Genomic DNA, 19,878 nt, shown 5'->3' on the forward strand with positions numbered 1-19,878 from the left:
AAAGTTTGCGCATTTTTTATTTCAGAATTTTTAATAGCATACAAATCTATAGTTATATTTATAAAACTGCCACTACAACTACTACGAATTATAGGCACTACATCTTATCAATATTAATATCGTATTAAGATTATTATAAAGCTACTTCATTAATTTTGTGAAATGAACATTATAATTGGAGCAGGTCTATCCGGCCTATTAACTGCATATCGACTTAAAAAAGAAGGAATCCCTTTTAAGATATTGGAAGCAAGATCTAGAATTGGTGGAAGAATTAATACCGTTCTGGGAGAAAGCAATACTCCTGTAGAATTAGGGGCTACTTGGTTTCACTCTCAACATCTGCACATCTCTGCTCTATTAAAAGAATTGAACCTAAATTCCTTTGAGCAATATATGAATGGAACGGTTTTCTATCAACCGGTTTCTAATGAACCTGCGCAAGCTATCCAAATACCTGAACAACCTCCAAGCTATAGAATTAACGGTGGTAGTTCTAATCTTATAAATACCTTATATCAACATTTAGATAAAAATGATATTCTGCTAGATCAGCATGTGACAAAAATTGAATTTAATAACAATGCCTTCAAGGTTACTGCCAGTAAGATCTTTGAAGCAGATAAAGTAATATTGGCCATACCCCCAAAACTATGGTCGAGAAAAATTTCTTTCCATCCAGAGTTGCCTAAAGACCTCCTAAATATTGCGACTCAAACTCATACTTGGATGGAAGATTCTATTAAGGTGGCAATAACTTATAAGAATGATTTCTGGACAATTAGAGATCTATCTGGAGCACTTTTTAGCAATAGCGGGCCCATTACAGAATTATATGATCATTGCAACGCTAACAGATCTAAATTTGCGCTTTGCGGATTTATGAATTCTTCTCTAAAGTATTTAGATAAAGAAGTGAGAAAGCAAGAAGTAATGAAGCAATTGGAAGAAGTTTTTGGGGAACAAGCTAGTAACTATTTAGAGTATACAGAATGTATTTGGAGCAATGAGAAAAATACATTTGAAGATACTGGTACGCCTATTTATCCTCATCAAAATAATGGTAATCCTCTTTTTAGAAGATCATTCTACGATGGCAAATTATTGATCTCAAGCTCAGAATCATCACCGGAATTTCCTGGATATATGGATGGCGCTATTTTAGCAGGAAATTTAACAGCAAGCAAAATAATAGAAGCCACTAGGTAATTTTTATTTATAAATCTTTGCAGCCTAGTGCTACAATTCTATGAAGCTATATTTTATGATTTAATTAATGATAACCTAAAAAGACTATTATTAATTTTAATCAACTAAAAAATGAAGATCATGAAAAAAATATTGTTCATTGTTACCTCACATAAAGAGTTAGTAAATACAGATTCTACTACTGGTTTATGGATAGGAGAATTTACAGATCCATATTATGAATTTATAGACGCAGGTCATCAGGTTACAATTGCGAGCCCAATGGGTGGAAAACCGCCAATAGACCCAATGAGTCAACTTACAGAGAACATAACAAGTTCTAATAGAAGATTTCAGGATGATACTATTGCACAAAATTCCTTGAATACTACAGTTAGATTGGACGGATTATCTGCCACTAATTTTGATGCGGTCTTTTTTCCTGGAGGACATGGACCTATCTTCGATCTTGCATCGAACGAGAAAAGTGGAAAATTGATCCTAGAGTTCTTGGCTAGCGGCAAGCCTGTTGCTTCTGTATGTCACGGCCCAGCTGCTCTTATTAAAGCAGCAGAAATGGATCCTTCAATCTTAAAAGGTAGAAAGGTAACAGGCTTTTCCAATGCTGAAGAGAAATTGGCTTTAAGGTCTAATAATATCCCTTATACCCTAGAAGATAGATTAAAAGAATTAGGAGCAGATTATCATACGGCGACTATTCCATTTACTTCTCATGTAGAAAAAGATGGATTATTAATTACAGGACAAAATCCATCATCTGCTGGACCAACCGCTAAAGCCTTGCTGGAACTGTGGGCTAATGAGTAGTACAAAGGATATCTCTCCTTGTTATTAAATAATGATAGGTAATGCAGCCAGCTGAAGAAACATAACTTTTTTCTTCAGCTAGCTGCATTTTTATTTAAATCACCATCTAATTAAAATATCTTAAAGTTTAGCAATGACAACTTATCTCAAAACATTTATAGCTCTTTTTTTTCTTTTTAATAATGATCTATGTACTGCTCAAAACAGATCCATATATATTCCAGATGGATATATCTTATTTGAAGAATATAGTGGAGATCTTAATAATGATGGCTTAGAAGATTGTGTCTTAGTAGTTAAAAATACACAAGAAAAAAATATTGTAAAAAATAGGTTTGGAGACACTGTAGACAGAAATAGAAGAGGGATTATTGTTCTCCTACGCGATTCTGAAGGATATAATGTAGCAGTTCAAAACTTAAATTGTTTTAGTTCGGAAAATGAAGATGGCGGAGTGTATTTTCCTCCTGAGCTTAGCTTAAATATTGAAAATGGAAAATTAAATATTGCTTATGAACATGGCAGATATGGAAATTGGAAATACATTTTTAGATATAAAAAGTCAAATTTTGAATTAATAGGTTATGAATCTTGTGAAAATAGAGGAACTATTATCAATTCTAAAACAAGTATTAATTTTCTTACCGAAAAAAAACAATTGCTAGAAAATATATTTAAAAATGGCGAGGATAAAGATGAAGTTTTTAAGGAAACCTGGAAAGATATTGATATTAAAAAGGTAATAATGCTTTCTGAGATTGAAGATTTTGAAAAAATGGAAATGTATAAATATTAAAATCAAATTCAATAATGAGAAGATATATCAAATTATATCGGAATTTAAAGAATTGAAAAAACGATACCTTTAAAAACATATTTCTTAGACTATAATTGGGTCTCACCAAATGTCTAGATAAAATAAGTTTTGTATTTTTCGTGACTTATAGTATTTAATGTCACTTTCAAAAATCTTAAAAATCAATCTTACTTTCTTCTTTTATTCATTACCAAATCCTGTTAAACATTATTAAAGCTGTTACCATTATGAAATTAAAAACTATTATTACCTCTTTATTATTTTTACTTCTGTCGTTTACTAACTATGCTCAAGATTATAAGAAAGAGATAAGAACAGAGTTCACAGCGTATTTAGATGCTTTGACTAATTTAGAATTTGAAAAATCTGTAGAATACTTATCAGAAGATTTTTTTAAGATCGTTCCAAAAGAACAAATGATCCAATTATTAGAAAGTACATTCAACAATCCTAATATGGAAATACAGTTAAAAGATTCTGAGGTTGTAAATGTGGCAGATAAAGAAAAGTTTGATAAAAAATACTACGCCACTCTAATATATTCTTCTGTGATGGATATGAAGATCAATAATCCCGAGGGGGAAGAAAAGGAGCAACGCGATCTAAGAAATACGTTATTACTTCTAAACTTTCAAAAGACCTTTGGATTAGAAAATGTGAAATATGATAAGGAGAAAGATCAATATGAAATTAAAGCAACAAAAGAGGTATATGCTATTTCTAATGATGGTGAAACCAATTGGAAATTCTTAGTAGTAGAGAAAAAACAAAGATTTATCTTAGAACAATTTCTGCCACAAGAACTTATAGACAGAGCATATAGTGAAGATGATAAAGAAGATTAAACAAGAAAAAATCATCGTTTAAATAAAAAAAGCTCAATTTTAAAATTGAGCTTTTTTTATTTAAGATTCTATTTGATATATTCTCCTCTAGCAGGATAATCATTTTCTAAGATAAAATCTATTGCTTTCACGAAAGATGGCAAATAAGGTCTACCCCATGGATTACTGTTAATAGCTGAATAATAAACTTCATTGTTTTTATTTAACAAGAATAATCCCGGTTCTGAGAAAATTTCCGGCTCTTCCTCTTTAATTCCTTTACTTATATATAAGCCCCAATCCTGAGCCTTTTCCAGATCTAAGTTATACCCTAAGGTTAGCTCTTTAAGATCCCAATCTTTACGAGATAATCTAGCCCGTTTTTCGTCATCCATACTCACTGCTACAACCTCTACTCCTTTTTCTTTAAACTCTGGTAAAAGCTCTTCTAGTTCCTTAAGATACTTCTTACAAACAGGGCAATGAAGTCCTCTATAAAAAACAAGTAACGTAAAGTTTTCTGGGTTCTGATCTTTTATATTCCAAGTTTCAGAATTTAATGTTTCAAAAGATAATCTTGGTGCCTGATGCTTTGGTGTTGGTCTATCTAACTTCATAACTCTCTTTAAATTTTAATTCTCAATTTCGGAATTTTATGGAGAGCAAAAACTTTATCTTTTGTTAAATAACATTTCCATAAGATTTAAGATCTATAAGCGGAGTAAAGGTTTAGAGTTCAAACAACCTTGGTGTAATTATAGAAAATAAACTATCCTTTTTGACCGTTCTTGCATGAAGTTATAACAATAGTTATTTTTGCTACTATAAAAATTATAGTTTAATCATAATATATAAGTATGAGCTTTATAGAATCTATGCAGCATCGTTATACCACAAAAAATTTCGATGCTTCTAAAAAAATAGACCCTAAGAAAATTGAGGAATTAAAACGTATCCTTCAGTTAAGTCCTTCCTCTATCAACAGCCAGCCTTGGAAATTCTTCTTTGTTACTAATACTGATAAAAAACAGCAGTTATCTAAAGTGTCTTGGTTAAATACCGATAAGGTTCTAGATAGTGATCAGTTAATTGTTCTTAGCAGAATTAATAACATATCATTGTTTGAGGAACAAATTGAAAATGAACTGCCTAAAGGCGCTGTAGATTATTTTAAGGAATTTATAAAGCCTTTATCACAAGAAGAGATTTTAGCTTGGTTTGATCGTCAGGTTTATTTAGCTTTAGGAGTGCTTTTAAGTGCTTGTGCAGAAATGGGAATAGATGCCACTCCCATGGAAGGAATTGAACCAGAAAAGTATAATAATATTTTAGGCCTTTCTGATCATGCCACCGTAGTTGCGGTTGCCATTGGTTATAGAGATCCGGAAGATTTTAACCAGCCAAGTAAAAAACCGAAATCTAGAAGAGATCTTCAAAAAGTAATAGAAACAATTTAAAAAATTTGCGATGGAAAATTCAAAAATCACTGTAGTAGCCAATGCTTTGGTGAAGTCAGAAAAGAGAGATCTGGTAAAAGCAGAACTTCTAAAATTAGTTGAGAAAACAAGATCTGATAAAGGATGTATTAGCTACAACCTTTATGTAGATGAAGAGAACGAAAACCTTTTTACTTTTATTGAGCATTGGGAAAATAAAGAACTACTTCAAGCACATATGGATAGTAAGCATATGTTAGATTTTCAAAAAGCAATAGATGGCGCTGTTGCAGATATAGTTATAAAGAAGATGACACAGGTGGCATAACGACCTACTTCTGGATAAAATAAAAATAGCAGTGAGATAAAATTTAATGCATGCTCACTGCTATTTTTATTCATAAAATATCCTATCAACCTATTTATTCTGATAAGCTCCGGAGGAATATGTAAGTTCATAACTATGCGTATAGATCTCAAATACAATTCCGAATGGATCTTCAACATAACACATTTTAAAAGGTTTATCCTCAGGATAGTATTCTCTTATTGGCATTCGCTGCTTACCACCATAAGAAACTATCTTTTCAATTAGCTCCTCTATATTGGGATCTTGAATACAAAAATGAAAAAGCCCTGTATTAAAAGGATTAAATTCTGGTGCCTCTTTAACGCCATGAGGAAAAGAAAATAACTCTACTCCTACTCCATCTGATGTTGAAAGATGAGCAATCTCAAATTCTTCCCAGTTATCTCCAAATACATCTATACACATTTGGCCTATGGCAGTATCTTTTTCCTTCTTAACGGTAGATGGTTCCATAATAACATACCACCCCATAACTTCAGAATAAAATTTTACTGCCGCTTTTATATCAGGTACGGTGATTCCAACATGAGAAAAAGACTTCGGATAATTCTTAGTAGCTTTCATAGTTAATAATTTAGATAACAAATTTAAGCTATATTTGCCTTATTAGCAACAACTTACCTAAAAGTGATATAGTAACTTAAAAGAGTAAATTATGGATTATCAGTGTTTTAAGATATAAAAAATGAATAATAAAAGTCAATGTCCTTTAAATTATACCATGAACCTAATTGGAACCAAGTGGAAGCCTTTATTATTGTTTCATTTGTTAGATGGTGCCGTAAGATCTGGTATTTTACAAAAGAAAATTCCGGAGATTTCTAATAAAATGTTTACACAAACCATTAGAGAGTTGGATAAAGACGGTCTTGTAAGCAGAAAGGTATTTCCAGTAGTACCTCCTAAAGTTGAATATAAATTGAGTGAAAGAGGCAGATCTCTGGAAACAATTCTAAGAAGTTTGGATAAATGGGGACTTGAAGACAGTGTTCTTATTAGTGAGTGATTAAATATTGATTAGTATAATATCTTGAATAATGAGCAATTCTCCTATTCTATTAAAATAAATAATAATAAAGGCGACCTAAAAATTGGCCGCCTTTTCTAATAGCGTAGCAAGTAATTACACGATATTATTTTAGATCAAATCTGTCCAAGTTCATTACCTTGTTCCATGCTTTCACGAAATCTTTAACGAATTTAGGTTCTGCATCATTGGTAGCATATACTTCTGCCAATGCTCTCAACTCTGAATTAGATCCAAAAATTAGATCTACTCTACTCCCCGTCCATTTAAGGTCTCCTGTAGTACGATCTCTTCCTTCAAATTGATTTTGAGAATTTGAACTTTCCTTCCATGTAGTTCTCATATCCAATAAATTTTTGAAAAAATCATTGGTTAATAATCCAACTCTATCCGTAAATACGCCATTCTTAGAATCTCCAAAATTGGTTCCAATGGCTCGCATACCTCCTACCAAAACTGTCATCTCTGGAGCAGTTAACGTTAGCAATTGAGCTTTATCTAATAGCATTTCTTCTGCAGACGCAGAAATATGATCTCTATTTCTAAAGTAATTTCTAAAACCGTCTGCATTTGGTTCTAATGGTTCAAATGCCTCCACATCTGTTTGGTCTTGGCTAGCATCTGCACGTCCTGCTCTAAAAGGAACTTTTATATCATGCCCGGCATCGTTAGCTGCTTTTTCCACTCCAGCGCATCCGGCAAGTATAATAAGATCTGCAATAGATATTTTCTTACTACTTTGAGATTCATTAAATTTCTTCTGAATATTTTCTAATGTTCCTATAACTCGACCTAATTGCTGAGGATTATTAACTTCCCAACCATTTTGTGGTGCTAATCTAACTCTACCTCCATTGGCACCACCTCGCTTATCAGAACCTCGAAAGGTAGAAGCTGAAGCCCAAGCAGTACTCACCATTTCAGAGACTGTAAGTCCAGATCCAAGTATTTTAGACTTTAAAGAGTCAATATCATTATTATCAACTATCTCATATTCTACCTTAGGAATAGGATCCTGCCATAATAATTCCTCCTGTGGCACTTCCGGTCCTAAATAACGTTCTATAGGCCCCATGTCTCTATGTGTTAATTTAAACCAAGCACGAGAATAAGCATCTGCAAATTCGTCTGGATTTTGATGAAAATGTCTGGAGATCTTTTCATATTCAGGATCCATTTTCAAAGAAAGATCTGTAGTTAGCATAAAAGGTGCATGCTTTTTTTCTGAATCATGAGCATCTGGAACGGTCCCGACTCCTTCATTATTTCTAGGTTGCCATTGGTACGCACCACCCGGCCCTTTTATACATTCCCAATCATATTTAAACAGGTTATTGAAATAGGTATTGCTCCATTTTGTGGGCGTATCTGTCCAAGCTCCTTCAATCCCACTGGTTATGGTATCTGCTCCCATTCCCGTTCCAAAATTATTCTTCCATCCGGTACTTTGCATTTCAATACCCGCAGCGGCTGGTTCTGCATCTATATATTTCTCTGCATCTGCAGCTCCATGAGTTTTTCCAAAGGTATGGCCACCTGCTATAAGAGCCACAGTTTCATAATCGTTCATTGCCATTCTTCCAAAGGTCTCACGAATGTATTTAGCAGATTCTACCGGATCTGGATTTCCATTGTGACCTTCAGGATTTACATAGATTAAACCCATATGAGCCGCTCCCAATGGACTTTCTAATTCACCGCTTGCATAACGCTCTTCATTATCCAACCACCTGCTTTCTGCACCCCAATACACATCGTTTTCCGGTTCCCAAACATCTTTTCTACCTCCTGCAAAACCAAACATTTCTAAACCCATAGATTCATGAGCACAATTTCCAGCAAGTACTATAAGATCTGCCCAAGAGATCTTCTTACCATATTTTTGTTTGATAGGCCATAATAATAATCTGGCTTTATCCAAATTTGCATTATCTGGCCAACTGTTTAAAGGTGCGAAACGTTGCTGCCCTGCGCCTGCTCCACCACGTCCATCTCCAATTCTATAAGTTCCTGCGCTATGCCAAGCCATTCTTATAAAGAAAGGACCGTAATGCCCATAATCTGCAGGCCACCAATCTTGAGAATCTGTCATTAGATTATAAAGATCTTGTTTTACAGCCTTTAGATCTAAACTTTTAAATTCTTCCTCGTAATCAAAATCTGCATCCATCGGATCTGTTAAGACTGAATTTTGTCTAAGTATATTCAAATTGAGCTGATTAGGCCACCAGTCTCTATTTGAAGTTCCTCCCCCGGCGGTATTTTTTAAATCACCACCCATAAAAGGGCATTTACTAGATTCATTAACCTCCCAAACCTTATGATTGTCTTTACTTCCTGAATGATTATTTTCCATAATGAGATAAATTTTATGTGATATTTTTAAACTGAACTTCTAATTTACAAATTTTATATCTATAATTTTTATCTATACTTTTTATATTAGCATCACTAAAACACATAGTTTTTTTACTCAAATTACCGTGTGATTTTTAAAAGAGTTGTTTGCTTTTAGAATGCAGATTACATTAAGTTCCTTAATTATTGAAATTTACTGAAATGCTACTTTATCTATTTTTTTTAATATAATTAAGAAAATATTTAACCTACAACACTAAACACTTAATATTTGTATATTTATCTCTACAGTAATGGACTACCAATCGATGAGAAAACCTAATAGTAGATCTAAAGCCATCTGCAGGAAGAGTTATTAGAAGTCAGCAAAGTCATAACATTTCTCTGTTACATTAAAATAAAACAAGATTCAAAGGAAACCTTAGGAAGAATATTTATAAAGATGATAGTCAAGAAGACGGTATTTTTTATGATGAAATTTCAGACCAAACCTTAATCAAAGTGTTACAAAGTATTAAGCTCAAGGCTAAATATGAATCTATAAAATAGTTGAAGATTCTTATTCTCTCATTATTTATTACTCATCTTATTACTTTCCTTTTTATAAATGAGATAGAAAAAGAAATAAGACATATTAAAAATGGAGCATATAATTCAGTTGAAATAGATTAATATATAGTTTAGAAAAAGGAAGAAATAAAGATATTAAGCTTTAAGTATCTTTGAAAAAAAATATAAAATGCTTCATTTAAAATTGAAAACAGATCCACGATGGGTAAATATTGTGGAATCTAATATAGAAGAGATCCTTACAGATCATGCATGGTGTGAACAAAAAGCAGCTACAAACGCCATTACTATAATTACTTTAAATTCTGAATACCCAGAATTGGTAACAGAATTGTTGGCCTTGGCAAAAGAAGAGCTAGAACATTTTGAAATGGTGCACGAGATCATCAAGAAAAGAGGTTTTTCCTTGGGAAGAGAGCGTAAAGATAGCTACGTTAACGAACTTTATAAGTTTATGAACAAAGGTGGTAGTAGATTGCATGCGATGGTAGATAGGTTGTTATTTTCTGCAATGATCGAAGCTAGAAGTTGTGAACGTTTTAAACTACTATCTAAAGAAATAAATGATCCTGAGCTTTCTAAATTTTATAACGACCTTATGATTAGCGAAGCTGGCCATTATACCACCTTTATCACATTTGCCAGAAAATATGGAAAAGACATAGATGTAGATAAACGTTGGAAAGAACTTGTTGAGTTTGAAGGCGAGCTCATAAAGAGCTACGGGAAACATGAAACCATACATGGCTAAATGATATAAAATTTATACTATATACTTCTAGAATATGATTAATGAGCTTTATTTTGAGCAATTTCCGGAGTTAGAAACAGATAGAATTTTGCTTAGAAAATTAGATCTTTCGCATACAGCAGCCATGCAATCTAATAGAAAAGATGAGAAAGTAATGAGGTATATGGATTCTGATCTTCATTTAACTCTTAAGGATTCTGAAAACTTTATTACAGAAAATTTAGAGATGTATGCCACAAAAAAAGGACTGTTTTGGGCATTGATAGATAAGGTATCTAATAATTATATCGGAGATTTTTCCTTTTGGAACATAGATTCAAAAAATTCTAGAACAGAAATAGGATATTTATTATCTCCTCAATTTTGGGGAAAAGGCCTGATGAAAGAAGCAATGCTAGCTTTATTCAACTTTGGATTTAAGGAATTGAACCTTCACAGTTTTGAAGCGAATATCAATCCAGCCAATGAAAAATCCAGAAGTGTTTTATTAAGTGTTGGATTTAGAAAAGAAGCCTATTTCAAAGAAAATTATTACTTCAATGGCAAATATTTAGATAGTGAAATATATTCTTTATTGCTGCCAGACTTTATAAATTCAACAACCTAGTTTTTAGAATATTGAATTTCATAAAATAAAAAAGCCCGGTAGAATTGTACCGGGCTTTTATTATTAAGCTTTTACGCCTTCTTCTAATTCTGCTTCGATGAGCTTCTCTGGTGTGATAGGCAGATCTCGCATTCTTTTACCCGTTGCATTAAATATTGCATTAGAGATGGAAGCAGCAACACTGGTAATTCCCAATTCTCCAATTCCTTTTATTCCCATTTTATTTGCAATCTTATCCTCTTCTGGTAGAAAGATTACATCAATATTAGCCATATCTAAATTTACCGGAACATGGTAGTCTGCAAATGATCTGGTTATAAAATTCCCAAAATTAGGCTCAACTCTAGTTTGTTCTGCTATTACCATTCCTGCACCCATGGTTAAACCTCCAATGATTTGTCCGTAGGCGGTTTTAGGATTTAAGATCTTTCCGGCACTTCCAACATTTACCATTTTCTTAATCTTATACATTCCGGTATCTTTATCTACCCAAACTTCTGTAAAGTTGGCACCAAATGAGAATATGGAATAATCTTCAAATTCTGAAGATGGCTTGGCCATACCTTCTGCTTCAAATTTAGTAAGCTGATTACGCTTTAAAAGTTCTGCAACTGCAATCTCTTCTTTTTGGTCAATATTTCTATTATTTTTTAAGGTCTTGATTGCATTTTCACATGCAGCACGAGCTCCATTACAAAAAGAAGCTGCTCCCCAGGATCCTCCAGAACCTGGAGTTACAGGGAAATCTGAATCTCCTAATTCCACAACTACCTGCTCTTCTGGAAGATCTAAATATTCTGAGACGGTTTGACTTATAATTGTATAACTACCTGTACCAATATCTGTGGCATCCATTTGAATAGTGGCATACACCTTTTCTTCTTTTAATTCTAGTAATACCTTAGCATGAGTTTCTTTATAAGGAGAATTTCTAGAAGCAGCACTTACTCCATATCCAATAAGCCAGTTCCCTTTTTTATTAGTTCTTGGCTCTGCTTTTCTATCTTTCCAACCAAATTTATCTGCTCCAATTCTAAGACACTCTACTAACAATCTAGAAGAAAATGGCTTTTCCTCATGAAGATCTGTTTGCGTATCATTTTTTATACGAAATTCTAGCGGATCCATCTTTAATTTCCATGCCATCTCATCCATTGCAGATTCTAATGCAAAACTTCCGGTAGCTTCCCCGGGAGCTCTCATGGCAAAAGGTGTTTGCCTGTTCATAGGAATCAACTTATAAGTAACTTCATTATTTGGAACATTATAAAGCATTTTAGAAACCATTCCGCAAGGCTCTTGAAATTCCTGAGTTGTAGAAGTATGAGAAAGTGTCTCATGAGATAATGCCGTTAAAGTACCATCTTTTTTTGCCCCTACTCGCATTTTTTGTTCGTTTTGCTGACGTAATCCGGTATTGGTAAACATTTGAGTTCTGGTTACAGTAACTTGCACCGGACGTTTTACCATTTTAGAAGCCATTACAGCCAAAATAACATGGCGCTCCAAGTTGAGTTTAGAACCAAATCCTCCACCTACAAAGGCAGCTACCACACGCACGTCCTTCTTTGGGATCTGAAATGTTGCGGAAATGGAAATGGTAGCATCTTCAACAATTTGTTGACTTGCATATGCCAGCACCTTACCGTTATCCCAGTTCGCAATAGTAGCATGAAGTTCCATTGGATGGTGATGCTCAATTGGAGTATTATATGTTTGTTCTACAACCATATCTGCCTCAGAAAGGCCTTTTTGCATATTTCCTCTAGAATAATTTGAACCATTATCTGGAGTATAAGCCTTCTCTTTAGACTTCTCAAAATCAATAACTGCAGATGTATCTTCCTTATATTCAAATTTTACTAAACTTGCAGCATATTGCGCTTGTTCAAAAGTTTCAGCTACCACCAAGCCAACATATTCTCCATAATAATGCACTTTATTACTTTGAAGGACTGGTGCAATGGTATCTGTAGCAATTTCTGGTCTAACTCCTTCCAGAGTTTTTAATTTCTCAGCATTTTTATAAGTAATGATCTGTAATACCCCGTCTAGCTTTTCTGCTTCTGAGGTATCTATAGAAATAATTTCACCCTTAGAAATGGTACTATTAATAGCCTGTCCATAAACTTTATTTTCTACTGGAAATTCTGTTGCATATTTTGCCTTACCCATCACCTTTAGATGACCTTCAACTCTATTTATTGCATTTCCAACTCCAGAAGTATTTTTTGTCTTTGTCATAATTTATTTTTTTTGGGTGGTTCTATGCTTCTCTTTCATTAGCTTGCGTAAGTGCTCTTACGATAGCATTCTTTCCCATTTCTACTTTATACTTATTAGCTTCAAAAGGTTTAGCATCTTTTAAAGCTATTTTTGCAGCTTCTTCAAAATTCTCTCTAGTTGGCTTTTTTCCCATTAGAAATTCTTCTGCTTTAGAAAGTTTCCAAGGCTTATGGGCAACACCCCCCATTGCTAATCCAACTTGAGTGATCGTTCCACTTTTTACTTGCAAACCTGCAGCTACAGAGATCAATGCAAATGCGTAACTAGAACGTTCTCTGATCTTTAAATAATAATACTTTTCAGAAAATTTAGGCTCAGTCAAATGTATTGCTGTTATTAATTCTCCCGGCATTAAATTATTATCAACCTCTGGTCTATCTTCTGGCAGACGATGAAAATCTGTAAAATCTATCATTCTAGAAGATCCGTCTGTCTTCTGAATCTCAACGGTTGCTCCAAGCGCAGCTAATGCCACACACATATCTGAAGGATTTGTAGCAATACAATTGTCACTATAACCAAATATAGCATGTTGCGCATTCATTCCTTTCAGCGCTCCACAACCAGATCCTGGTTCTCTTTTATTACATGGCATTGATGTCTCAAAGAAATAAGGACAGCGTGTACGTTGCAATAAATTCCCTCCATTGGTTGCCATATTTCTTATCTGAGCAGTAGCTGCAGATAGCATAGCCATAGAAAGTAAAGGATATTTTGTTCTTACATCTTTATGATTAGCAGTTTCAGAATTGCTAAGCATTCCGCCTAAAGTTAATCCACCTTTATCATTAGATGTAATGGTTTTATAATCGAGATTAGTAACGTCGATAAGTTGATCTGGATGTTCTACATTCTCCTTCATTAGATCCACCAAATTAGTCCCACCACCTAGATAATGTGAATTTTCGGTAAAAGCCTGTAGCGCCTGATCTTTATTTTTTGCACTTGTATAAGTGAATGGTTTCATAGTCAATAATTTTTTAATGTCTTGAATAATTCAACTTTCATAACAATTAGAAAGTTCTCCTGCTTATGCGTTCTTGGCTTTAGCCATTTGCTCTTGAGTAGCAAATTCCCAAGTTGGCATTTCATCATCTCCGGAATGAACTTCCTTAAATGCTTGCACTATATTATTATAGGCACCACATCGACATATATTTCCAGACATTCTTTCTCTAATTTCTTCTTCCGAAAGTTTGAGATCACTTTTCACATCTGTAATATCTTCTGTAACATAACTTATTTCACCGTTCTTTGCTTCCTCTAATAAAGCTACAGAAGAACAGATCTGGCCTGGAGTACAATATCCGCATTGAAAGCCATCATGCTTTAAAAAGGCTTTTTGCATATCATGCATTTCCCCACCTTTTGCCAAACCTTCTACTGTGGTAATCTCTTTATCTTCACACGTAGCTGCTAGTGTTAAACAGGATAATTTACGTTTCCCATCAATAATAACAGTACATGCACCACATTGCCCATGGTCACAGCCTTTTTTAGTTCCTGTTAGAGCCAGCCTTTCTCGCAAAGCATCTAGCAAACTTGTTCTGGAATCTATATTTAATGGTTTCACCATTTCATTTACGCGGAGGTTCACTTTAATCTGATTAAGTAAAACCATTGGATTTTCTGGAAGATCTTTCATAGTACTAGCAAACATATCTGATGTCATATAAGAAGAGGCCCACAAACTTAAACTTGCTACTGAAACCTGCTTAAGAAATTTTCTTCTGGAACTTCCATTAAGTCCCATTTGATCGAAAATTTGCTTTTCGTCTTCGGTAAAATCATCAGCATCAACTTTCTGGTTCCATTTTTCATTTTCTTTCATGTGAATTTTTTTTGTGGTAAATCAATTTGTTAAAATTAAATAATTTTTATTTTTAAAAAGTTAGAGATATGTTAATCAGAAGTTTAATTAACTATAACAACCTTTATTTATATCAATTCTAAGTAAAAATAAGAGAAAACAAAATGTATCGTACTGGCGTCTAAAGAGTTTAGAAAATCATGATAATACAGAAGTTCTGGTGCTAACGAAATGCCCATTGGTATTTTAACATTTGAATTATTATTAGCTTTATCCTAATCACATCTCACAAACAATGATTCTTATTTTTATTAACCTCCATTGACCAATTAAAAATGATAGGCTGTATATTTTTTTCTTCCTGTTGAAAAAAAACAATATCTTCAATTCTATATTTGAATTACATTTTTTGAATTGCTACGAATTCCATTGCCAGATAAATTTCATTTATAATATAACTTTCCGCATATGCATAAAACCGAGATAAATATGAAGCATTCTTTTAGTACTTCTCAGATACAACTTCACATCAATGGTAAAACACATCATTTAGATGTCATGTCTTGGGTTAGTTTATTGGATGCTATTCGCGATCATGCCAAGCTTACCGGTACCAAAAAGGGATGTGATCATGGTCAATGTGGAGCTTGCACGGTTATTTGTGATGGTAAAAGAATACTTAGCTGCCTTAGTCTAGCTGTAATGAAGGATGGTTCAGAAATAACAACTATAGAAGGTATTGCAAATGAAGGAACATTACATCCATTGCAAGCAGCTTTTATTAAACATGATGCTTTCCAATGTGGTTATTGCACTCCGGGGCAGATCTGTAGTGCCGTATCTATGTTAGAAGAAGGGAAAGCCAACACGAGAGAAGAAGTAAAAGAACTTATGAGCGGCAATCTTTGTAGATGTGGGGCTAACACCAATATTATAGATGCTATTATGGACGTAAAAAATACCAGCAGTCATGAATAATTTCAATTATCGCAAGGTTACAGAAGTCTCTGATGCGTTATCAAACGTTTCAAAAAATCCAGACTCTTATTTTATTGCCGGAGGAACTAATCTAATAGATCTATGGAAATATAATCTTTTGCATCCGTCAAATTTGTTAGATATAAATTCTATTGATACCCTAAATACTATTTCTAAAGATAAGGATGGGAGATTACATCTTGGAGCTTTGGTAACAAATTCTGATACCGCTTACCACGATCTTGTAGAAAATAATTATCCTTTACTATCCAAAGCAATTTTAGCCGGAGCATCTGCACAAATTAGAAATAGTGCTACAAATGGTGGAAACCTCTTACAACGCACACGTTGTTATTATTTTTACGATGCTGCTGTTCCCTGTAACAAACGAAATCCTGGCAGCGGATGTCCAGCCAAAGATGGGCTAAATAGAATGCATGCCATTTTAGGTACTAGCGAACAATGTATTGCCGTTTTTCCATCAGATATGTCTATTGCCTTAGCTGTATTAGAAGCCCGTATTCATGTAACGAGCACAACTGGAGACAGAAATATTGAATTTGCAGACTTTCATAGATTACCTGGCATTACACCAGAATTGGATAATAATTTAAAATCTGGTGAACTCATTACCGGTTTAAGCCTACCACCAGAAGGTTTTTCTAAAAATTATTCCTATTTAAAATTACGCGATAGAAGTTCCTATGCGTTTGCTCTTGTAAGTGTGGCTACTGGAATGGATCTTGAAGATGGAAACATCAAAAAAATTCGCATTGCCCTAGGTGGTGTTTCTCACAAGCCGTGGCGTGTTCCCGAGGCAGAGAATTTCTTGATCGATAAAGAACCAAATGAATCTAATTTTGCCACTGCAGCAGATATGATCTTAAATGGTGCCGTAGGTTTCGGGAAAAATGATTTCAAAATTGAACTTTCCAAAAGAGCGATCATTAGAAATTGTATGATGGCTCTAAATCCTGAATGCCAAAGACCAGGTGCACAACCCTCATTATAAATTACTATGAAAACATCATACTCAATAGGAAAACCAATCGATAGACTTGAAGGTCATTTAAAGGTCACAGGCGCTGCAACTTACGCAGCTGAATATGAGGTGGGAGATCTACTACATGGTTATGTGGTAAATAGCACCATTACTAAAGGAGAAATTATAGATATCGATGAGCAAGCAGCTCGAGAATTACCTGGAGTTATTGAGGTTTTCTCCCATAATAACCGCAGCAAGTTGCCATGGTTTGATATATTATATGCAGATATGGATGCGCCTCCAGGAACACCCTTTAAACCTTTATATGATGAAAATGTACTTTATAATGGTCAACCTATTGCCTTGGTCGTGGCAGAAACTTTTGAGACCGCCAGATACGCAGCATCCCTTATCAAGATCACATATGAAGAATCTAAATTTAAAACAAGCCTTTTATCCAATCTTCAAGATAGTCGTAGTCCTAAAAAAGGAATGGCTACCGTGGTAAAACCGCTACCGCCAGATGATAAAGGTAATTTTGAGAAAGCCTATGCTGCAGCAAATGTAAACTATGAGGGAGAATTTAATCACCCACCAGAACATCACAATCCACTAGAACTGTTTGCCACTACAACCGTTTATGAAGGCAAAGGAAAGCTTACGGTTTACGATAAAACACAGGGTACAAGTAACTCTCAACTTTATATAGCCAACATCTTTGGTTTGCATTACAAGAATGTTCGTGTAATAGCGCCCTTTGTTGGAGGTGGATTTGGGTCTGGATTGAGACCACAATATCAATTATTTCTTTGCGTAATGGCATCGCTACAACTTAAGAGAAACGTTAGAGTAGCAATGGATAGGAGTCAAATGTTTACATTTGGACATAGACCTCCTACTTATCAAAAAACAAAATTTGGTGCTTCTAAAGATGGTATGCTAACTGCACTTCATCATACTGCTATTGCAGAAACCTCTCAAAATGAGGATTATAATGAAGTTGTAGTGAACTGGGGAGGTATGCTATACCCCGTTAAGAATACAGAATTCGATTATAAGTTAGTTTCTTTAGATGTATTTACGCCTATGGATATGCGAGCCCCAGGTGGAAGCACAGGAATGCATGCAATAGAAACATCCATGGATGCGCTATCTTATGCTCTTAATATGGATCCTTTAGAATTTCGCTTACTTAATTATTCTGAAACAGATGAAAGTGCGAACAAACCATTTTCTAGTAAAGAACTAAAAGCTTGCTATCAAAAGGCTTCAGAAGCATTTGGCTGGGAGCAAAGAAATCCTAAACCAAGAACTACAAAAAGAGGTCAACGTTTGGTGGGAACGGGAATGAGTTCTGGGATTTGGGATGTCATTGCACTTCCCGGAAAGGCTAAAGCTTCCCTCAACAAAAAAGGACAGCTAAAGGTTAAAAGTGCAGTTACAGATATTGGTACCGGTACCCGTACTATAATGACTCAAATTGCTGCAGATAGTTTGGGAATGACATTAGATAATGTAGTATTTGAATATGGAGATAGCAAAATGCCTTTGGCACCTATACAAGGAGGCTCTTATACCACCGGGGTAATTGGATCTGCAGTAAAGGCTGTTTGTGAGGCTTTAAAGAAAAAGATCCTTAAGGCCGTAAAGCGTGTAGAAGCTTCTTCCTTTAAAGGTGCAACTTTAGATGATGTGATATTTAGTGACAATTATATAAAATTAAAAAAAGATCCAAATATTGGCTTCTCTTTCCAGCAACTTGTTTCGGATAATGGCAAGAAATTAAAAGCTTCCAAAAGTAATATTCCTAATGCGTTCAAATTAAAAAAATATACACGAGCTGCACATAGTGCTGCTTTTGTAGAAGTGGAAGTAGACGAACAACTTGGAACAATTAAAGTAACTCGTGCTGTAACCGCCGTAGCTGCAGGAAAGATCATTAATCCGAAAACAGCGCGCAGTCAAATATTGGGAGGAATGATCTGGGGAATAGGGAAAGCATTGCAAGAAGAGACCTTAATAGATCATAACCTTGGAAAGTATATGAATACCAACTTGGGAGAATATCATATTCCTGTACATGCTGATATTAATGATCTAGAAGTGATTTTTGTAGAAGAAAAAGATGATATTATAAACGAACTGGGCGCTAAAGGAGTTGGAGAAATTGGTTTGGTATCTATGGCCCCTGCAATTGCAAATGCCATATATCATGCTACAGGAAAACGTATAAACAACTTCCCTATTCACTTCGATGATCTTCTTTGATTTGGATAATCTTGGATATTAAATATTAATCTCATAACCATGAAGAAGGACGAGCTTCAGACCAACATAAAAAACCAGAACCGCGGTAAGTATTCCCAGGATTTTTAAATTGAATTTCTTACTCGATAGATAAGAGCCAATACTTCCGCCAAGAATTACGGCGATGATCAATTTTAATGCGAGTTCATGATCTAACTGAAAGGTGCCGGCTACTTGTAAGCCTACTAATCCCGCAATAGAATTCACCAGAATAAATACTGAAGCCAAGGAAGCAATAATTCTGGGATCTTTCCATTTCAGCAAATTTAGAACTGGAGATAAAAAAATTCCTCCTCCAATTCCCGATACTCCAGAAAGCAAGCCGATACTTCCTCCTAAAACCAATTTCTTGGTATTAGAAAATTCTACCGACTCCATTTTACTCTGAACAAATTTAAGTAGCATAAAAAATCCTGCAAGCACTAATGCGCTTCCAAGTATTAGAAAAAATACAGTTTGTGATAGTTTTACCTGAGCTCCCAAATAAGCTAATGGAATGCTAAGTACAAAAAAGGGCCAGATTTGTTTAGGTTTTAAAACTCCGTTTTTAATATACACGATCGTTCCAATGGTAACTACACAAATATTCAGAATTAATGCTGTAGAGCGAATCTCATAGAAATCTGTTAGCACCAGACTCAAAATCGCTAGATAACTGGAACCTCCACCAAAGCCTACAGAACTGTAGAATAATGCGATAAAGAAGAAAATGAATGGTAGATATTCCAGTGGCATA

Annotated in this window: 19 protein-coding genes; 12 read left to right on the top strand and 7 right to left on the bottom strand. The window is 34.4% G+C overall.

The window, feature by feature from the left end:
* Positions 1-162 precede the first annotated feature (162 nt).
* The 4 genes from BLT84_RS13850 to BLT84_RS13865 all read left to right on the top strand — a co-directional run bounded on the left by BLT84_RS13850 (position 163) and on the right by BLT84_RS13865 (position 3,678).
* Positions 163-1,209 (top strand): flavin monoamine oxidase family protein, encoded by a 1,047-nt coding sequence (locus BLT84_RS13850; RefSeq protein ID WP_091266871.1) that lies wholly within the window; start codon positions 163-165, stop codon positions 1,207-1,209.
* 120 nt (positions 1,210-1,329) lie between these two features.
* Entirely contained in the window at positions 1,330-2,016 is a 687-nt protein-coding gene (locus tag BLT84_RS13855) for a type 1 glutamine amidotransferase domain-containing protein (RefSeq protein WP_091266874.1), read from the top strand.
* Between the two features lie 133 nt (positions 2,017-2,149).
* Positions 2,150-2,812: a hypothetical protein gene (locus tag BLT84_RS13860; RefSeq protein WP_091266877.1), complete on the top strand. Its 663-nt coding sequence runs from the start codon at positions 2,150-2,152 to the stop codon at positions 2,810-2,812.
* 248 nt (positions 2,813-3,060) lie between these two features.
* Complete coding sequence (locus BLT84_RS13865) at positions 3,061-3,678, top strand: hypothetical protein (RefSeq protein ID WP_091266880.1); 618 nt, start codon at positions 3,061-3,063, stop codon at positions 3,676-3,678.
* A gap of 68 nt (positions 3,679-3,746) precedes the next feature.
* Here BLT84_RS13865 and BLT84_RS13870 read toward each other — a convergent pair whose 3' ends face one another.
* A complete protein-coding gene (locus BLT84_RS13870) occupies positions 3,747-4,274 on the bottom strand; it encodes a redoxin domain-containing protein (protein WP_091266883.1) in 528 nt (175 codons plus the stop codon).
* A gap of 240 nt (positions 4,275-4,514) precedes the next feature.
* Between BLT84_RS13870 and BLT84_RS13875 the strand changes: the two genes are divergently transcribed.
* A complete protein-coding gene (locus BLT84_RS13875) occupies positions 4,515-5,114 on the top strand; it encodes a nitroreductase family protein (protein WP_172822458.1) in 600 nt (199 codons plus the stop codon).
* Positions 5,115-5,124: 10 nt separating this feature from the next.
* The gene (locus BLT84_RS13880) at positions 5,125-5,421 is read left to right on the top strand and encodes a putative quinol monooxygenase (protein ID WP_034894869.1); all 297 of its coding nucleotides are present in this window, start codon (positions 5,125-5,127) and stop codon (positions 5,419-5,421) included.
* A gap of 90 nt (positions 5,422-5,511) precedes the next feature.
* Here BLT84_RS13880 and BLT84_RS13885 read toward each other — a convergent pair whose 3' ends face one another.
* Positions 5,512-6,027 (bottom strand): VOC family protein, encoded by a 516-nt coding sequence (locus BLT84_RS13885; protein WP_034894872.1) that lies wholly within the window; start codon positions 6,025-6,027, stop codon positions 5,512-5,514.
* Positions 6,028-6,148: 121 nt separating this feature from the next.
* On the opposite strand from BLT84_RS13885, the gene BLT84_RS13890 reads away from it, so the two are divergent.
* Entirely contained in the window at positions 6,149-6,469 is a 321-nt protein-coding gene (locus tag BLT84_RS13890; RefSeq protein WP_091266886.1) for a winged helix-turn-helix transcriptional regulator, read from the top strand.
* Positions 6,470-6,596: 127 nt separating this feature from the next.
* On the opposite strand, the gene katG is transcribed toward BLT84_RS13890, so the two are convergent.
* Positions 6,597-8,846, bottom strand: coding sequence for a catalase/peroxidase HPI (katG, locus tag BLT84_RS13895; protein WP_091266888.1), 2,250 nt, complete (start codon positions 8,844-8,846; stop codon positions 6,597-6,599).
* A gap of 741 nt (positions 8,847-9,587) precedes the next feature.
* Between katG and BLT84_RS13900 the strand changes: the two genes are divergently transcribed.
* On the top strand, positions 9,588-10,169 hold the full coding sequence (locus BLT84_RS13900) for a tRNA-(ms[2]io[6]A)-hydroxylase (RefSeq protein WP_091266890.1): 582 nt from the start codon (positions 9,588-9,590) through the stop codon (positions 10,167-10,169).
* 34 nt (positions 10,170-10,203) lie between these two features.
* Positions 10,204-10,776 carry a GNAT family N-acetyltransferase gene (locus tag BLT84_RS13905; protein ID WP_091266893.1) on the top strand — a complete coding sequence of 191 codons (573 nt, stop codon included), beginning with the start codon at positions 10,204-10,206 and terminating at the stop codon, positions 10,774-10,776.
* A gap of 63 nt (positions 10,777-10,839) precedes the next feature.
* Here the strand turns inward: BLT84_RS13905 and BLT84_RS13910 are convergent, their stop codons facing one another.
* The 3 genes from BLT84_RS13910 to BLT84_RS13920 form a co-directional block, all read right to left on the bottom strand.
* Complete coding sequence (locus BLT84_RS13910) at positions 10,840-13,020, bottom strand: xanthine dehydrogenase family protein molybdopterin-binding subunit (protein ID WP_091266897.1); 2,181 nt, start codon at positions 13,018-13,020, stop codon at positions 10,840-10,842.
* A 22-nt stretch (positions 13,021-13,042) separates the two neighbouring features.
* On the bottom strand, positions 13,043-14,029 hold the full coding sequence (locus BLT84_RS13915) for an FAD binding domain-containing protein (protein ID WP_091266902.1): 987 nt from the start codon (positions 14,027-14,029) through the stop codon (positions 13,043-13,045).
* Positions 14,030-14,092: 63 nt separating this feature from the next.
* Positions 14,093-14,893, bottom strand: a complete 801-nt coding sequence (locus BLT84_RS13920; RefSeq protein ID WP_091266905.1) for a 2Fe-2S iron-sulfur cluster-binding protein — start codon at positions 14,891-14,893, stop codon at positions 14,093-14,095.
* Positions 14,894-15,361: 468 nt separating this feature from the next.
* Here BLT84_RS13920 and BLT84_RS13925 point away from each other — a divergent pair, with 468 nt between their 5' ends.
* Genes BLT84_RS13925 through BLT84_RS13935 form a run of 3 tightly spaced genes read left to right on the top strand, consistent with a single transcriptional unit; the run spans position 15,362 to position 19,103 of the window.
* Positions 15,362-15,850 carry a (2Fe-2S)-binding protein gene (locus BLT84_RS13925; RefSeq protein WP_034895125.1) on the top strand — a complete coding sequence of 163 codons (489 nt, stop codon included), beginning with the start codon at positions 15,362-15,364 and terminating at the stop codon, positions 15,848-15,850.
* Positions 15,843-16,862, top strand: a complete 1,020-nt coding sequence (locus BLT84_RS13930; RefSeq protein ID WP_091266909.1) for an FAD binding domain-containing protein — start codon at positions 15,843-15,845, stop codon at positions 16,860-16,862. Before BLT84_RS13925 ends, BLT84_RS13930 begins: the two co-directional genes overlap by 8 nt.
* 6 nt (positions 16,863-16,868) lie before the next feature.
* A complete protein-coding gene (locus BLT84_RS13935; protein ID WP_091266912.1) occupies positions 16,869-19,103 on the top strand; it encodes a xanthine dehydrogenase family protein molybdopterin-binding subunit in 2,235 nt (744 codons plus the stop codon).
* An 18-nt stretch (positions 19,104-19,121) separates the two neighbouring features.
* Here BLT84_RS13935 and BLT84_RS13940 read toward each other — a convergent pair whose 3' ends face one another.
* On the bottom strand, positions 19,122-19,877 hold the full coding sequence (locus BLT84_RS13940; RefSeq protein ID WP_091266916.1) for a sulfite exporter TauE/SafE family protein: 756 nt from the start codon (positions 19,875-19,877) through the stop codon (positions 19,122-19,124).
* Between the last annotated feature and the right edge of the window lies 1 nt (position 19,878).

Origin of the sequence: Gillisia sp. Hel1_33_143, from assembly GCF_900104765.1 — a bacterium.
Lineage (GTDB): Bacteria > Bacteroidota > Bacteroidia > Flavobacteriales > Flavobacteriaceae > Gillisia.

Excerpts from the sequence above, each read along its gene's own strand:
- BLT84_RS13850 (WP_091266871.1), top strand. The coding sequence starts at position 163 with ATGAACATTATAATTGGAGCAGGTCTATCCGGCCTATTAACTGCATAT.
- BLT84_RS13855 (WP_091266874.1), top strand. The coding sequence starts at position 1,330 with ATGAAAAAAATATTGTTCATTGTTACCTCACATAAAGAGTTAGTAAAT.
- BLT84_RS13860 (WP_091266877.1), top strand. The coding sequence starts at position 2,150 with ATGACAACTTATCTCAAAACATTTATAGCTCTTTTTTTTCTTTTTAAT.
- BLT84_RS13865 (WP_091266880.1), top strand. The coding sequence starts at position 3,061 with ATGAAATTAAAAACTATTATTACCTCTTTATTATTTTTACTTCTGTCG.
- BLT84_RS13870 (WP_091266883.1), bottom strand. The coding sequence starts at position 4,274 with ATGAAGTTAGATAGACCAACACCAAAGCATCAGGCACCAAGATTATCT.
- BLT84_RS13875 (WP_172822458.1), top strand. The coding sequence starts at position 4,515 with ATGAGCTTTATAGAATCTATGCAGCATCGTTATACCACAAAAAATTTC.
- BLT84_RS13880 (WP_034894869.1), top strand. The coding sequence starts at position 5,125 with ATGGAAAATTCAAAAATCACTGTAGTAGCCAATGCTTTGGTGAAGTCA.
- BLT84_RS13885 (WP_034894872.1), bottom strand. The coding sequence starts at position 6,027 with ATGAAAGCTACTAAGAATTATCCGAAGTCTTTTTCTCATGTTGGAATC.
- BLT84_RS13890 (WP_091266886.1), top strand. The coding sequence starts at position 6,149 with ATGAATAATAAAAGTCAATGTCCTTTAAATTATACCATGAACCTAATT.
- katG (WP_091266888.1), bottom strand. The coding sequence starts at position 8,846 with ATGGAAAATAATCATTCAGGAAGTAAAGACAATCATAAGGTTTGGGAG.
- BLT84_RS13900 (WP_091266890.1), top strand. The coding sequence starts at position 9,588 with ATGCTTCATTTAAAATTGAAAACAGATCCACGATGGGTAAATATTGTG.
- BLT84_RS13905 (WP_091266893.1), top strand. The coding sequence starts at position 10,204 with ATGATTAATGAGCTTTATTTTGAGCAATTTCCGGAGTTAGAAACAGAT.
- BLT84_RS13910 (WP_091266897.1), bottom strand. The coding sequence starts at position 13,020 with ATGACAAAGACAAAAAATACTTCTGGAGTTGGAAATGCAATAAATAGA.
- BLT84_RS13915 (WP_091266902.1), bottom strand. The coding sequence starts at position 14,029 with ATGAAACCATTCACTTATACAAGTGCAAAAAATAAAGATCAGGCGCTA.
- BLT84_RS13920 (WP_091266905.1), bottom strand. The coding sequence starts at position 14,893 with ATGAAAGAAAATGAAAAATGGAACCAGAAAGTTGATGCTGATGATTTT.
- BLT84_RS13925 (WP_034895125.1), top strand. The coding sequence starts at position 15,362 with ATGAAGCATTCTTTTAGTACTTCTCAGATACAACTTCACATCAATGGT.
- BLT84_RS13930 (WP_091266909.1), top strand. The coding sequence starts at position 15,843 with ATGAATAATTTCAATTATCGCAAGGTTACAGAAGTCTCTGATGCGTTA.
- BLT84_RS13935 (WP_091266912.1), top strand. The coding sequence starts at position 16,869 with ATGAAAACATCATACTCAATAGGAAAACCAATCGATAGACTTGAAGGT.
- BLT84_RS13940 (WP_091266916.1), bottom strand. The coding sequence starts at position 19,877 with ATGCCACTGGAATATCTACCATTCATTTTCTTCTTTATCGCATTATTC.